Annotated in this window: 12 protein-coding genes; 7 read left to right on the plus strand and 5 right to left on the minus strand. The window is 68.7% G+C overall.

Annotation, left to right across the window (positions count from 1 at the left end):
* Positions 1–8 precede the first annotated feature (8 nt).
* The 5 genes from AC1DQJ_RS08430 to AC1DQJ_RS08450 all read left to right on the plus strand — a co-directional run bounded on the left by AC1DQJ_RS08430 (position 9) and on the right by AC1DQJ_RS08450 (position 5607).
* The gene (locus tag AC1DQJ_RS08430; RefSeq protein WP_477602161.1) at positions 9–734 is read left to right on the plus strand and encodes a methyltransferase domain-containing protein; all 726 of its coding nucleotides are present in this window, start codon (positions 9–11) and stop codon (positions 732–734) included.
* A 143-nt stretch (positions 735–877) separates the two neighbouring features.
* Complete coding sequence (locus AC1DQJ_RS08435) at positions 878–1711, plus strand: ABC transporter permease (protein WP_477602163.1); 834 nt, start codon at positions 878–880, stop codon at positions 1709–1711.
* Positions 1708–2463, plus strand: a complete 756-nt coding sequence (locus tag AC1DQJ_RS08440) for an ABC transporter ATP-binding protein (protein ID WP_477602165.1) — start codon at positions 1708–1710, stop codon at positions 2461–2463. The genes AC1DQJ_RS08435 and AC1DQJ_RS08440 overlap by 4 nt, the downstream gene beginning before the upstream one ends.
* Before the next feature lie 22 nt (positions 2464–2485).
* Positions 2486–4369: a hypothetical protein gene (locus AC1DQJ_RS08445; RefSeq protein WP_477602167.1), complete on the plus strand. Its 1884-nt coding sequence runs from the start codon at positions 2486–2488 to the stop codon at positions 4367–4369.
* Positions 4366–5607: a glycosyltransferase family 4 protein gene (locus AC1DQJ_RS08450; RefSeq protein WP_477602169.1), complete on the plus strand. Its 1242-nt coding sequence runs from the start codon at positions 4366–4368 to the stop codon at positions 5605–5607. The genes AC1DQJ_RS08445 and AC1DQJ_RS08450 overlap by 4 nt, the downstream gene beginning before the upstream one ends.
* Here the strand turns inward: AC1DQJ_RS08450 and AC1DQJ_RS08455 are convergent.
* From AC1DQJ_RS08455 to AC1DQJ_RS08470, 4 genes are all read right to left on the minus strand, one after another.
* Positions 5592–6794: an MFS transporter gene (locus tag AC1DQJ_RS08455; protein ID WP_477602171.1), complete on the minus strand. Its 1203-nt coding sequence runs from the start codon at positions 6792–6794 to the stop codon at positions 5592–5594. The genes AC1DQJ_RS08450 and AC1DQJ_RS08455 overlap by 16 nt on opposite strands.
* 25 nt (positions 6795–6819) lie before the next feature.
* On the minus strand, positions 6820–7089 hold the full coding sequence (locus tag AC1DQJ_RS08460) for a hypothetical protein (protein ID WP_477602173.1): 270 nt from the start codon (positions 7087–7089) through the stop codon (positions 6820–6822).
* Positions 7090–7164: 75 nt separating this feature from the next.
* Positions 7165–7632, minus strand: coding sequence for a hypothetical protein (locus AC1DQJ_RS08465; RefSeq protein WP_477602175.1), 468 nt, complete (start codon positions 7630–7632; stop codon positions 7165–7167).
* 15 nt (positions 7633–7647) lie between these two features.
* Complete coding sequence (locus AC1DQJ_RS08470; RefSeq protein ID WP_477602177.1) at positions 7648–9804, minus strand: patatin-like phospholipase family protein; 2157 nt, start codon at positions 9802–9804, stop codon at positions 7648–7650.
* Between the two features lie 293 nt (positions 9805–10097).
* On the opposite strand from AC1DQJ_RS08470, the gene AC1DQJ_RS08475 reads away from it, so the two are divergent.
* Both AC1DQJ_RS08475 and AC1DQJ_RS08480 read left to right on the plus strand, forming a co-directional pair.
* Positions 10098–10754, plus strand: coding sequence for a type II toxin-antitoxin system HicB family antitoxin (locus AC1DQJ_RS08475; protein WP_477602179.1), 657 nt, complete (start codon positions 10098–10100; stop codon positions 10752–10754).
* 5 nt (positions 10755–10759) lie between these two features.
* Positions 10760–12019 (plus strand): DUF445 domain-containing protein, encoded by a 1260-nt coding sequence (locus AC1DQJ_RS08480; RefSeq protein WP_477602181.1) that lies wholly within the window; start codon positions 10760–10762, stop codon positions 12017–12019.
* Here the strand turns inward: AC1DQJ_RS08480 and AC1DQJ_RS08485 are convergent.
* On the minus strand, positions 12012–12230 hold a 219-nt coding region (locus AC1DQJ_RS08485; RefSeq protein WP_477602183.1), incomplete at its 5' end, for a hypothetical protein. The genes AC1DQJ_RS08480 and AC1DQJ_RS08485 overlap by 8 nt on opposite strands.

Below are 12230 nucleotides of genomic sequence, written 5' to 3' on the forward strand. Positions count from 1 at the left end.
TCAGTCCGGTGAAAGAACTTTCGAAATCCATCGTCCGGCGCATGGCCGACCCCAACTTCGGCCGCCGCTGGTTCGTGGGCGAGGGCCTGGACATCGGCGGCAAACCCGATCCCCTGTCGCTCTACGTCCCATTCTTCCCGGGACTGAAGAACGTGCGGGTTTGGGACTGGGAGGACGGCGACGCGCAGTTCCTGGCCGGACTGCCGCCCGAGAGCCTGGACTTCGTCCACTCCAGCCACTGCCTTGAGCACCTGGTCGATCCGCGCCAGGGCCTGAAAGCCTGGTTCGGAGCCATCAAGCCGGGTGGTTTCCTGGTCGTCACCGTCCCCGACGAGGACCTCTACGAGCAGGGCGTCTTCCCCTCGACCCACAATCTCGATCACAAGTGGACCTTCACGATGCTGAAGGCGAAGTCGTGGTCGGACCGTTCGATCAACGTGCTGGAGTTGCTGGCCGACCTGGGGCCGGCCGCCGACGTCGAGAAGGTCGCGCTGCTGAACTCCACGTTCCGCTACGACCTGCCGCGCTTTGACCAGACCCTGACGCCGATCGGCGAGTGCGGGATCGAGTTCGTCGTGCGCAAGCGCTCGGCCGCCGAACTGGAGGCCGGAGGCCTGGTGCGCCAGACCGCCCAGCCGAGCCCGGCCGACCGCCGCCACTTCAACCAGTACCGCGCCGACCACGCCCACCTGAAGACCAGCGCTCCGCCGTTCGAGGACGAAAGCCCGCTCTAATGGGTCGTTACCCCGATCGCGGGCGGATTTTCCTTTGGATTCCGGGGCCGGCGCCACGCTTGCGCCGCAAAATGCGACCTGTTACCCACCGGCGAGAACGAGCTGCAGCGCGTGCGCCGTCATGCTCTGGGTCGGGAGACTGAATGCAATCCGTACAACACATGGTGCGCACCGGACGGCGCGGGCCCATGCACGAGTTCAGCATGGCGTTCGCCGACCTGCGCGCCTCAAGCGAACGGATTGGACTGGCCTGGTCGCTGGCTTGGCACGACGTAGTCTCGCGCTATCGCGGCTCGATCCTGGGACCGTTCTGGATCACCCTGTCCATGGGCCTGATGGTGGCCGGGATCGGGTTCCTCTACGCCAACCTGTTCAAGGTCCCGGTCAACGAGTTCATCCCGTATGTCGCGCTCGGCATCGTGTTCTGGGGCATGATCGCCAACGTGATCATCGAGGGCTGCGGCACCTTCGTGCAGGCTTCGGGCATTCTCTCGCAGACCTCACTCCCGATGCTGACCTTCGTCTGGCGCACAGTCATGCGGAACATCATCAACCTGCTGCACCACCTGGTGATCATCGTCGGGGTGCTGGTGTTCTATGACCACTGGAGTCAGGCTAACCTGCCGCTGGGCCTGCTCGGGGTGGCCCTGCTGCTGCTCAACATCTCGTGGGTCAGCCTGGCGGTCGGCATGGCTTCGGCCCGCTTCCGCGACATCCCCCAGATCATAGGCTCGATCATCCAGTTCGCGATGTTCATGACGCCGGTGTTCTGGCTGCCGGGCGGACGCCTGCTTGATCACGCAGTGCTGCTGTTCAATCCGTTCTACCACCTGATCGAGGTGGTCCGTGCGCCACTGCTGGGCCAGCCGGTCAGCGCCCTGACCTATACGGTGCTGTCGGTGCTGGCCGTGGGCGGCTGGGCCGCCACCTTCACCACCTTCGCCCTCATTCGCCGACGGATTGTGCACTACCTATGAAGGGCCCCCAGGTTTCGATCACGGTCACCGACCTGACGCTGCGCTTCCCCGTCTACGGGGTGGATTCCAAGTCGCTGAAAAAGCACCTGGCCCGCATCACCGTGGGCGGCAAGCTCGGCCGCACGGCGATGGGCGCAACCGAAGTCACCGCCCTCTCCAAGGTCAACCTGCAGCTCAAGGCCGGCGACCGGCTGGGGCTGATCGGCCACAACGGCTCGGGCAAGACCACCCTGCTCCGCGCCCTGGCAGGCGCCTATGAGCCGGACGAAGGCACCATCGACGTGCATGGCCAGATCGCCGCCATGCTCGACCTCAACCTCGGCATCGACCCCTCGGCCACCGGCCTCGACAACATCCGCCTGCGCGGCCGCATCGCCGGCCTGAACGCCAAGGAAATCGATGCGCGGATGGACGAGATCGCCGAATTCACCGGTCTCGGCCCATTCCTGGCCATGCCGCTGAAGACCTATTCGGCGGGTATGCAAGCGCGTCTGGCCTTTGCGGTGGCCACCGCCGTCCACGCCGACGTCATCCTGATGGACGAATGGATCGCGGTCGGCGACGCCGACTTCCAGAAGATCGCCCACAAGCGGATCCTGCAACTCATGGAGCGCGCCGGCATCCTGGTCCTGGCCTCGCACGACGTCGAACTGATCCGCCTGTACTGCAACAAGGTCATGCGCATCGAGGGCGGCGTCGCCTCGCCGATCATGGACGTCAAGAAGCTGGACGAACTGCTGGCCGCTGCCTGAGATAGGCCACAAAGGGGCGGCCGTGGACGTCATCTTCACCATCGTATCGCGCAACTATGCGGCCCAGGCCGCCAGCCTCATGGAGAGTCTGGCCAAGGCCGAGCCGAACGCGCGCCGCGTGGTGGTGACCACCGATGGCCCGATCGCCTTCAAGGACCCAGCCATCCGGGTGCTGGACGCCGCCTATCTGGTCCCCGACTTCCCCGCCATGTGCGCCTATTACGACGCCCTGGAGCTGAACACCGCGGTCAAGCCGCACGCCTTCAAGGCGCTGCTGGCCGAAGAGGGCGTCGCCACCGGCGCCTATCTCGATCCCGACATCTGGGTCTACCGGCCGCTGGACGCCGTGCGCGAAGGCCTGGCGCGGGCCCCGCTGGCGCTCACCCCGCACACCACGCGACCGCTGCGCGGCGAGGCCAGCCCCAACGACCACGTCATCCTGCAGTCAGGCTCGTTCAACCTCGGCTTCATGGCCGCGCGCGCTGAGCCGCAAATCTTCGACCTGCTGGACTGGTGGGCCGAGAAGCTACGGTTCGACTGCAGGGTCGATTTCGCCTCCGGCCTGTTCACCGACCAGAAGTGGATGGACCTCGCGCCCGGCTTCGTCAGCGACCTGGCGATCCTGCGCACGCCGACCCTCAACCTCGCCTACTGGAACCTGGAAGGCCGCGAGGTCGCCAAGGGAGCTCAGGGCTGGAGCGTCGACGGCCAGCCGCTGGCCTTCTTCCACTTCTCCGGCTTCGACCCGGCCCGGCCCGACCTGCTCTCCAAGCACCAGGACCGGGTGAGGTTGATCCCCGGCTCGCCGCTCGCGGCCCTGGTCGCCGACTACGCCGCCGCCCTGTTGCGCAACGGTCATGCCGAGGCCAGCGCCGTTCCCTATGGCCACCGCGCCTTCCCCTCCGGCGAATTGGTCGACCGCGACGTCCGCCGCCGCATGCTGGCCGCGGCCCGGGCCGGCGAGGACTTTGGCGGCGGCCTGACCCAAGCCGCCGAGGCCTGGGCCGCCATCCGCCCCGGCCAGGTGATTCGTGAGCCCAAGGGCGCGGCGCCTGAAGGTCCGTGGCTCGCGTCCTCCGCCGAGCTCGCCGCCTGGCTGCTGCGCAGCGACGAGGCCCCGGCCATCGCCGCCCTGACCGCCGCCCGCCGCGACCTGCGCGACCGCTTCGCCACCGATCCGGTCGGACTGCTGGCCTGGCTGCTGGGGCCGGAGTCGCTGGAGGGTCGCTTCTCCGCCCGCCTGGCGCGTCCCGACGTCTTTGCCAACACCGAGCTGCCGATCCGCGCCGCGCGGCAGGTGGCCGGCGACCTTTCGGAGTCAAAGCTGCGCTTCGCCGCCTTCGGCCTGGCTCACCGCGCCGAGTGGCCGCGCAGCGTGGCCACCGCCCTGCGCGCCGGATACGAGGTTCCAGTCCGCGACCTGGCCCGCGGCATGCCGTTCCCCCAGCTCTTCCTGTCGATCTGGGAGAGCCGCGGCGACCTGCAGCGGCTGTTCCCGCTGACCAGCTTCAAGGGTCGCTTCGCCTTCCTGCGCTGGTTGATCGGCGGGGGCTTGGCCGAGTACGGCGTTGATCTGGCCGCCCTGCCGGCGACCGTCGACAGCCATCCGGTGTTCGAGCTGGCCCGCCTGTCGGTGCGCCGCGAGCCGCCGCCGGCCGGGCGCCCGCCCGCCGCCGGCGCGGTCAACACCCTGCTGGTGGCCGAGCGCTGGACGCCGGAAGCCGCAGGCGGCGACGCCCTGGTCTACGACGCTGGGGCCGGACGCTTCCGCACGCCCGAGGGCGGCCCCGCCGGCCCGCCAGCCAAGGTCGACAAGCTGGTGTTCCGTACCGCGCCCGGTCTGATCCCCGCAGACGCCATCGCCCTGCTCAGCCAGGGCGTCACCTGGAGTTCGGCCAGCGCATGAGTTTGCTGACCACCGCCCGCAAGACCTGGCGCGCGCTCACCCCTGAGCCGGTCCGCCGGCTGGCCCAGCCGATCCTCGGGCCCGCCCTGGAGGCCTATGTCCGCCACCAGGCCCGCGCCCCGCACGAGGCGCAGGACTTCTCCGGCCCGATCCGGGTGGTCGGCGACTTCGGCGGCTCCTACGGCATCGCTCACTCGGCCAAGCTCTGCGTACGGGGGTTCGAGTCGCTGGGCGCGCCGGTGGAAAGCGTCGACATCGCCGGCGCCAAGCTGGACTGGATCGGGGCCACCGACGCCGCGCGCAATCCCGGCGCCTGGATCTTCCACGTCAACGCGCCAGAAGTGCTGGCGGCGCTCGCCTTCCTGGGGCCGCGCAACGTGCGTGGGCCGCGCTACGGCTACTGGGCCTACGAGTTGCCGAAGGCGCCGAAGTCCTGGCTGAACGACGCCGGCCTGCTGGACGAGATTTGGGTCCCCTCACGGTTCACCGGCGACTCGCTGGCCGGCGCCAAGGCTCCGGTCCGCACCGTGCCCCATCCGTTGTTCCTGGAGGACTATCGCGGCGTCGCGCCGGCGCCGCGGGCGCCGGGCTTCCTGGCTGTGACCCTGTTCGACTTCAATTCGTCGATGGCCCGCAAGAACCCGCAGGGGATCATCGCCGCCTTCGCCAAGGCCTTCCCGGACGATCCGACCGCGCGGCTGCTGATCAAGACCCAAAACGGCAAGCTGTTCCCCGACCTGTTGGCCAAGCTGCGCGCCATGGCGCCGGCGAACGTCGAGGTGCTGGACGAGGTCTGGCCCTATGAGCGGGTCAAGAGCGTGATCGCCAGCGCCGACGTGGTCGTCTCTCTGCACCGGGCGGAGGGCTTCGGCCTAATCATGGCCGAGGCGATGGCGTTGGGCACGCCAGTGATCGCCACCGGCTGGTCGGGCAATGTCGATTTCCTCGACGAGAGCTGCGCCATGGTCGTGCCGGTGAAGCTGATCCCGGTCGATGATCCGCAGGGCATTTATCGCGGCGGCCAGAGCTGGGCTGATCCGGACGTGGAGGCCGCCGCCGCCGCCCTGCGCCGCCTGCGCGAGGAACCGGGCCTGGCCGAACGCCTGATCGAAGCCGGCCGCAAGCGGGTGGCCGAGCAGCTGTCGCCACAGGCCTGGTTCTCGACCCTGCCGGACGGCGTGCAGCGCGCCGCGCTCAGCGCCGCCGGAACCGCGCGTCGGGCTCAGTCGACCCGATAGGGCTTGCAGAAGGTGGTCAGCGCAAAGATGCAGACCATGGTCACCACCGCGGCGGGAGCCAGCGCGCCCAGCACCTGATCGGGGCCGTAGCCCCTGGCTCGCAGGCTGCCGGCGATCAGCGGCCCGACGATCGAGCCGAAGCGGCCTACCGCGATGGCGGCTCCTGCAGCGGCGGCGCGGACCTCGACGGGATAGTAGGTCGGGGCCAGGGCGTAGAGCACGTAGAGCCCGCCGACCACCGCAAAGCCGGACGCGGCCGAGGCGGCGAGCACCTGGACCATGCCGGTGGCGTTGGCCAGAAGATAGAGCGCCACCGCCAGCAGGCCGAACACCGCCACCAGCAGCCAGCGCGGCCCGACCCGGTCGGCGCTCCAGCCGAGCAGCAATGCCCCGACCACGCTCATGATGTTCATCCAGAACGAGGCGGAGGCGCCTTCTGCGGCCGTGTAGCCCTTGGCCACCACCAGGGTCGGCAGCCAGTTGAGCAGCAGGTAGGTGACCAACAGGTCGAGCGCGAAGATTGTCCAGATCAGCACCGTCGCCAGGGCCCGGCCGTCAGCGAATAGGCCCCTCATCACCTGGCGCTCGACGCCCTCGACAGGCGCCGGCCGGGTCTCCGGCAGCAGGAAGTAGATCACTGGAACGAGCAGCAGCGGCAGGGCGCCGCCGATCAGGAAGATCATCCGCCAGTCCAGGGTCTCGCCGCCGAACTGGGCCAGCAGGGCCACCAGCGAGCCGCCCGCCGGCAAGCCGCAGAACATGCTGGTGGTGGTCAGCACCCGCCGGTTCGGAGGGCTGATTTCGGTGGCGATGGCGATCAGGTTGGGCATCGCCCCGCCGAAACCAACGCCGGTCGCAAGGCGCGCCAGAGTCAGCAGCTCGAAATTGGGGGCCATGGCGGTGGCTACGGAGAACAGGCCAAACAGCGCCACCGAGACCAGCAGCACCGGCCGGCGTCCGAAGCGGTCGGCCGCCCAGCCGCCGATCACCGCCCCGATCACCAGGCCGAACATCGCCGCGCTGCCGGCCCAGCCGAGTTGCGATGGCCCCAGCCCCAACTCGGGCGCCATGTGCGGCGCGGCCACGCCGAAGGCCTGGATGTCGTAGCCCTCTAGCGCCGCGATGGCGAAGCAGATGGCGACGATCAGGCCGGGCCCTACGCGGGCGGCGGCGAGCGAGTTGGTCATTGGCGATTTCCCCCGACGCCGGCGTCTAGCCGTCCAGCTTCTCCGGCGTGAAGCTGATCACGCCCTGCCGTTCCAGTTCGGTCAGGATCTGATCGATCTGGCTGCGCAGTTCAAGCATGCAGCTTGGCGTCAGGATCAGGTAGCCCGACTTGACCATCTGTTCTTGCCCGGCCTCGTCGGCGGTGTTGGCGGCGAAGGCTAGCCGTGCCACGCCCGACTGGTAGCCAAGGCCGGCCATGCTGTCGCCGAAGATCATCGGCAGGTCGAACTCGGGCAGGTTAGGCGGACTGGGCATAGCGCCTTGTTCGCATGATTCCGCCTTGATCCGGGAAGGGCGGCGGCGATGATTTTGTCGGCCTGCTCCTGCGGCCTAGCGCGCGGCTTTGGTGAGATAGGACATCCTGGCGTCATCCAGGCTCTGCCAAGGGCCGCCGAGCTTGCGGATCTGGGCCGGCGCCTTGCCGGTGCAGGCCAATCTGACCCAGGCCGCGCCCATCGATCCGGCCTTCGGCGCCGTGGTGGGAATCTTCGGATCGAACGGGGCCTTGGTGCGGCCGCTGGTGGTGACCAGCACCATGCGCCGCTGACTGAGCGTGCCGTCTTTGCAATTCACGACCACTTCGGACTGATTGCCGAGGAGATCCATCTTGCCGGCGTGTTCGGCGTCGTAGACCTGGTGGACGATGAACGTGCGCTCGCCCAGCTCCGACTCGCCGATCGAATCCCCGTCGACGAACGACATGGCGTGCTCGGTCACCCCAACCGCCCAGTACTGCTGGGCCTGCGCCTCCCCGGCCAGCGCCAGCGCCGCCGCGGCTATCAGACATTTCGCGATCATCCGACCCTCCCGGTCCTAGAACGGCTTGCCGATGAAAAAGTAGAACGCGCTGCGCCCGTGATCCGCAGCGCCGATGGTGAGGAACACCGGGCCGATCAGGGTGTCGGCGGCGAGGAACAAATTCGCGCCGACCCGCAGATCGTCCCAGCGGGGATCGCCATCCCGCGCCCAGACGTTGCCTGTCACCAGGGTGGCGCCGACATAGATCGGAACGTTGATCAGGCCCCGCGATTCGGCGTTGAGCCGGTAGCGGTACATCGCCCGCGCGACGGCGAAGGACTCGCCGGTCAGTTCCTCCAGCGCGTAGCCGGGGAAGCTGAACGGGCCGCCGAGAGTGAACAGCGAGGAAACCGGCAGCTCGCCCTGGACCGTGTCGCCGCCGGAGAGGTTGCCGATCAGCGAGTGACGCGACCAACTCGTGGCGTAGACCCCGTCCAGCCGCACGGTCTGGAAGTCGTTGGTGTCGCCGAGCGACTCCAGGCCTGCGATGTATTCGAAGCGCCCCTTCAGCCCCCGGCTCGGGAAGAAGGGGTTGTCCAGGCTGTCGGCCCCGGCGTTGAGGTAGAGCTGGCCGATGTCGATATCGATGTCCCGCGGGAGCAGGAAGCCCTCCTGCAGAGACGCCTCGCCCGCACCGCCCTGCACGCCGATCCGCACCTCGCCGAAGGTTCCGAACTGGTGACCGGCGGCCAGCGACAGCAGCCCGTAGCTCGCATCGTAGCTTCCAAGCTGGAAGCCGCTGCTGTCATAGACGCGAATCGGTCGCGCCTGGAGTTCCAGCTTCGTATCGATGAACCACCGCTGCCGGCTGTCGAGCACCTTGAAGTATTCCGCCGAGAACAGCTTCCGCTCGCCGAGCGTGCCGACGAAGCGCGCCTCGGAGCCATAGCTGTCGAGCTGCACCATCCGCAGTTCGGCCGAGAAGTCGAATTCGGTCCCCGCGTTGCTGGACGAGGTGATCGTCACCCCGGGCCGCAGGCGGTTGGCGTCGCCGGCCCGCTGGACCGCGCTGACCACTAGGCCGGTGTGGCCGCGGTCCTCTTCGATGCGGTAGTCGACCCGCGAGAACATGCCCATGGCGTAGATGTCCCGCAGGGCGATCCCGACCGCCTCGGGCGAGAGCGGCGCGCCGACGAACGGCTCGACGTGGCGCATCAGGATCTCGTCCGAGATGCGGGAGTCGTTCTCGATCTTGACGTAGGCGATGACCGGCGGCGGCAGGTCGACGCTCACCGCTCCGGTGAACGGCTTGGTGGCCGCCAGCCGCTGCAGGCCGCCCAGCTGCTTTTCGGCGGCGGTCCGGCCGGCCTCGATGAACTCCGGGCCTCGCTTGAAGTCGGCCGCCGTCATGTCCCCGGTGTCCACCTTGATCAGCACGTCGCTGAGCTTCAGCGTCGCCAGCTGCTGGCGCTCGTTGGCCAGGATCAGCATCGTGACCGTCTGGCCGAGGATGCCTCCGAGGCTGCGCAGTTCGTCTGCCGGCAGCAACGGCGTCTGGGTGGCCACGACGATGACCACGTCCGCGCCCATGTCGCGGGCGACGTCGATCGGCACGTTGTCGGACATGCCCCCGTCGACCAGCAGCTTGCCGTCCAGGCTGTAGGGCGTGAACACCCCCGGCACGGACATCGAGGCCCGCATGGCGCCGGCCAACTCGCCGCGGTCCAGGACCACGCGCTTGCCCGTGGTGATGTCGGTCGCCACGGCGCGGAAGGGGATCGGCAGGTCGTCGAAGGTCGGCACGGCGGCGCGCACCCGCACCAGCCGGCGAAGCTCAAGCAGCAGATTGGCGTCCGAGATCAGCGAGTCCGGCCTGCGCAGCCGCGTCCCGGCGACCCCCACGCTGGCCTTCACTGGAAAATCGGCCTGCAATTGCTTTTCCCGGTAAGTCAGGCCCTCGCGCGGCGGACTGGTGTCGAAGATCAGGTCCCAGTCCATGGTCTCGATGGCTTGCTCGAGTTCGGCGCCGCTCATGCCGGACGCGTAGAGTCCGCCGACGATCGAGCCCATCGACGTGCCCACCACGTAGTCCGGGCGAATACCCAGCTTCTCCAGGGTTTGAATGGCGCCCACATGGGCCATGCCCATCGCCCCGCCGCCCGAGAGCACCAGGCCGATCTTCGGCCGCTTGGCCGCTTCGCCTGGCGCGGCCCAGGCCGGCGCGGCGGCCATCGCGAGGCCTAAGGCGACAAGCGCCCCGACCAGGGCTGAAAGGCGTCTTGCGGCCGCGCTCGCACTCGCGCCGTGCATCTGGGCTCACCCTGTCAGCACCGCGCTGGTGCGTTTTGCCGATCGGGACGCCTACGCTCGATGCGAACGTCCCGCACGCTGAGGCTAGCGCTGGGCGGTAGGGGCCGCATCGGGCGAAACCCTGATGCGCCAGTCTGCCTTTCCCCGGCCGTCGCAGCGCCGCCCTCTTGATTTTGCGCAAAACTACACAACCTTCGTGTCGAAGGAGCCTGCCCATGACCACCCTCGTCTTTCCCGCCCTCGCCCGTGGCGACCAGCAGACCGGCTACACCGCGCGCTTTCCCGACCTGCCCGACATCACCGTCGAGGGCCCCGCCCTCGCCGACCTGGTGAACGCCGCCCGAGAGGCGGTGCAGAAGGAGCTTCAGCGGCTCAGCGACGAAGGCCAGGAATGGCCCAAGCCGACCCCTGCTGAGGCGATCCCCAGCGAGCCGGGGGTCATCCCGTTCCTGGTCGACATCTCGGTCGAGGACCCGCCGGTGCGAGTGAACATCTCGATCGGCGAGAGGCTGCTCAAGCGCATCGACCAGGGCGCCGAGGCTCGGGGCATGAGCCGCTCAGGTTTCATCGCCTCGGCCGCCCGCGCCGCGCTCGGCGACAAGCCGGCCGCGCCAGGGGTGACCGACTTCGACGCCATCGCCCGCAAGCTGCAGGACGAATGGTCGGTGCTCGGCCGCAAGATCACCGACAGCCTCGGCCCCGATTCCGCGTTCAATCGCAACGTCAACGACATCGACGCCAAGGTGACCGAGACCATCCGCAAGACCGCCGACAGCATCTCGGCGGCCATGACCCGTCGGCGCGAGGCCGAGCCGCGCCGCGAGGACGTCAAGGCCCCCGAGAAGGAACCTGATCCGGCCGCGCAGGTATAGGCATCATGGCTGGCGCCCTTGCGATCACCCCGATGAGCGATGTCGCAAGGGCGCGAGACCTGAGGCGGATGCAAGGCATCGCCACCGGCCTGCTGGTTGTGATGGCCTTCGTGTTCGTCGCCGCCAGCCTCGCCGACGATCGCTGGCCGCAGTTGGCCTATGTCCGCGCGTTTGCAGAAGCGGCGATGGTCGGGGCGTGCGCCGACTGGTTCGCGGTCACCGCCATCTTCCGGCGACCACTCGGCCTGCCGATCCCGCACACCGGCATCATCCCGCGCAACAAGGACCGCATCGGCCAGGCGCTCGGCGGATTCATCGCCGACAACTTCCTGACCGTCGAGGTGCTCGACACCCGCCTCAAGCAGATCGAGGTGGCCCGCTGGGGCGGCGAATGGCTGCGCCAGCCGCGCCACGCCCGCCGCCTGGCTCAACGGCTGGCGACCATGCTGCCCGGCCTGCTGCGCGTCCTGCCCAAGGACATGCTGCGCGAGACCGCCGGCTCGGCCGCCGCCGCCGCGATCCGCGCCATTCCCGCCTCGCCCACCGCCGCCAAGCTGCTGGCCGCCTTCTGGAACGAGGGCCGCTCGCAGGCCGCGCTCGACTGGGGCTTGGACCGGCTGGCGACCTATCTCGAGGAGAACGAGGAGGCCATCCAGGAGAAGGTCGAGGCCAAGTCCTGGAAGTGGATGCCCAAGTTCGTCGACAGGATGATCGCCCAGAAGGTCACCTCGGGCCTGGGCGAAATGCTGGTAGAGATGCGCGATCCCGAGCATCCCTGGCGGATAGAGCTGAACGCCGCGATCGAGCGCTTCATCGAGCGTCTGGCCCACGACCCCGACCTGATCGCCAAGGGCGAGGAACTGAAGCTGCGGCTGCTGGCCGACCCCGCGGTCCGCGACCAGGCCAGCCGCGTCTGGATCGAGCTTGAAGAGAAGCTCAGCGGAGGCCGCAGCCCCGCCCTGGCCGAGCGGCTCGAGCACATGCTGCTGGCTTTGGGCGAATGGCTGCACACCGAGCGGACCGCCCAGGCGCGGCTGAACGAATGGGCGCGGATCCTGGCCCGTCAGGTCATCGCCCCGCGTCGGCACGAGATCGGCGGCTTCGTCGCCCAAGTGGTGTCCAGCTGGGACACCAAGGGCGTGGTCGACAAGCTGGAGCTTCAGGTCGGCAAGGACCTACAGTTCATCCGCGTCAACGGCACGATCGTCGGCGGGCTGGTCGGCCTGGCGATCTTCTCCTTGAGCCGCGCCTTCGGCCTCAACTGATCGTCGTGTCGAGCACGGCTTTGGTCGCGACCGGCTTGCCGCGGCAAAGCGCGTCGAAGTTTTCTGGGCGCTCGCCCAAGGAGTTTCGACGATGCCCGGCCTCTTCCTCCTGCTGTTGCTTCAGGCGTTCGACCCGCTGAACCCTGGGGCCGCGCCGCCCGCGCCGCGTGCGGCAGCGTCGCCAGCGCCAGCGCCAGCCTCGGCCACGGCC

The sequence above is a fragment of the Phenylobacterium sp. P4_E10 genome (genome assembly GCF_056401675.1).

Bases quoted from the DNA above. Each gene is read 5' to 3' on its own strand.
- AC1DQJ_RS08435 (WP_477602163.1), top strand. From the start codon at position 878: ATGCAATCCGTACAACACATGGTGCGCACCGGACGGCGCGGGCCCATG.
- AC1DQJ_RS08440 (WP_477602165.1), top strand. From the start codon at position 1,708: ATGAAGGGCCCCCAGGTTTCGATCACGGTCACCGACCTGACGCTGCGC.
- AC1DQJ_RS08450 (WP_477602169.1), top strand. From the start codon at position 4,366: ATGAGTTTGCTGACCACCGCCCGCAAGACCTGGCGCGCGCTCACCCCT.
- AC1DQJ_RS08455 (WP_477602171.1), bottom strand. From the start codon at position 6,794: ATGACCAACTCGCTCGCCGCCGCCCGCGTAGGGCCCGGCCTGATCGTC.
- AC1DQJ_RS08460 (WP_477602173.1), bottom strand. From the start codon at position 7,089: ATGCCCAGTCCGCCTAACCTGCCCGAGTTCGACCTGCCGATGATCTTC.
- AC1DQJ_RS08465 (WP_477602175.1), bottom strand. From the start codon at position 7,632: ATGATCGCGAAATGTCTGATAGCCGCGGCGGCGCTGGCGCTGGCCGGG.
- AC1DQJ_RS08470 (WP_477602177.1), bottom strand. From the start codon at position 9,804: ATGGCCGCCGCGCCGGCCTGGGCCGCGCCAGGCGAAGCGGCCAAGCGG.
- AC1DQJ_RS08475 (WP_477602179.1), top strand. From the start codon at position 10,098: ATGACCACCCTCGTCTTTCCCGCCCTCGCCCGTGGCGACCAGCAGACC.
- AC1DQJ_RS08480 (WP_477602181.1), top strand. From the start codon at position 10,760: ATGGCTGGCGCCCTTGCGATCACCCCGATGAGCGATGTCGCAAGGGCG.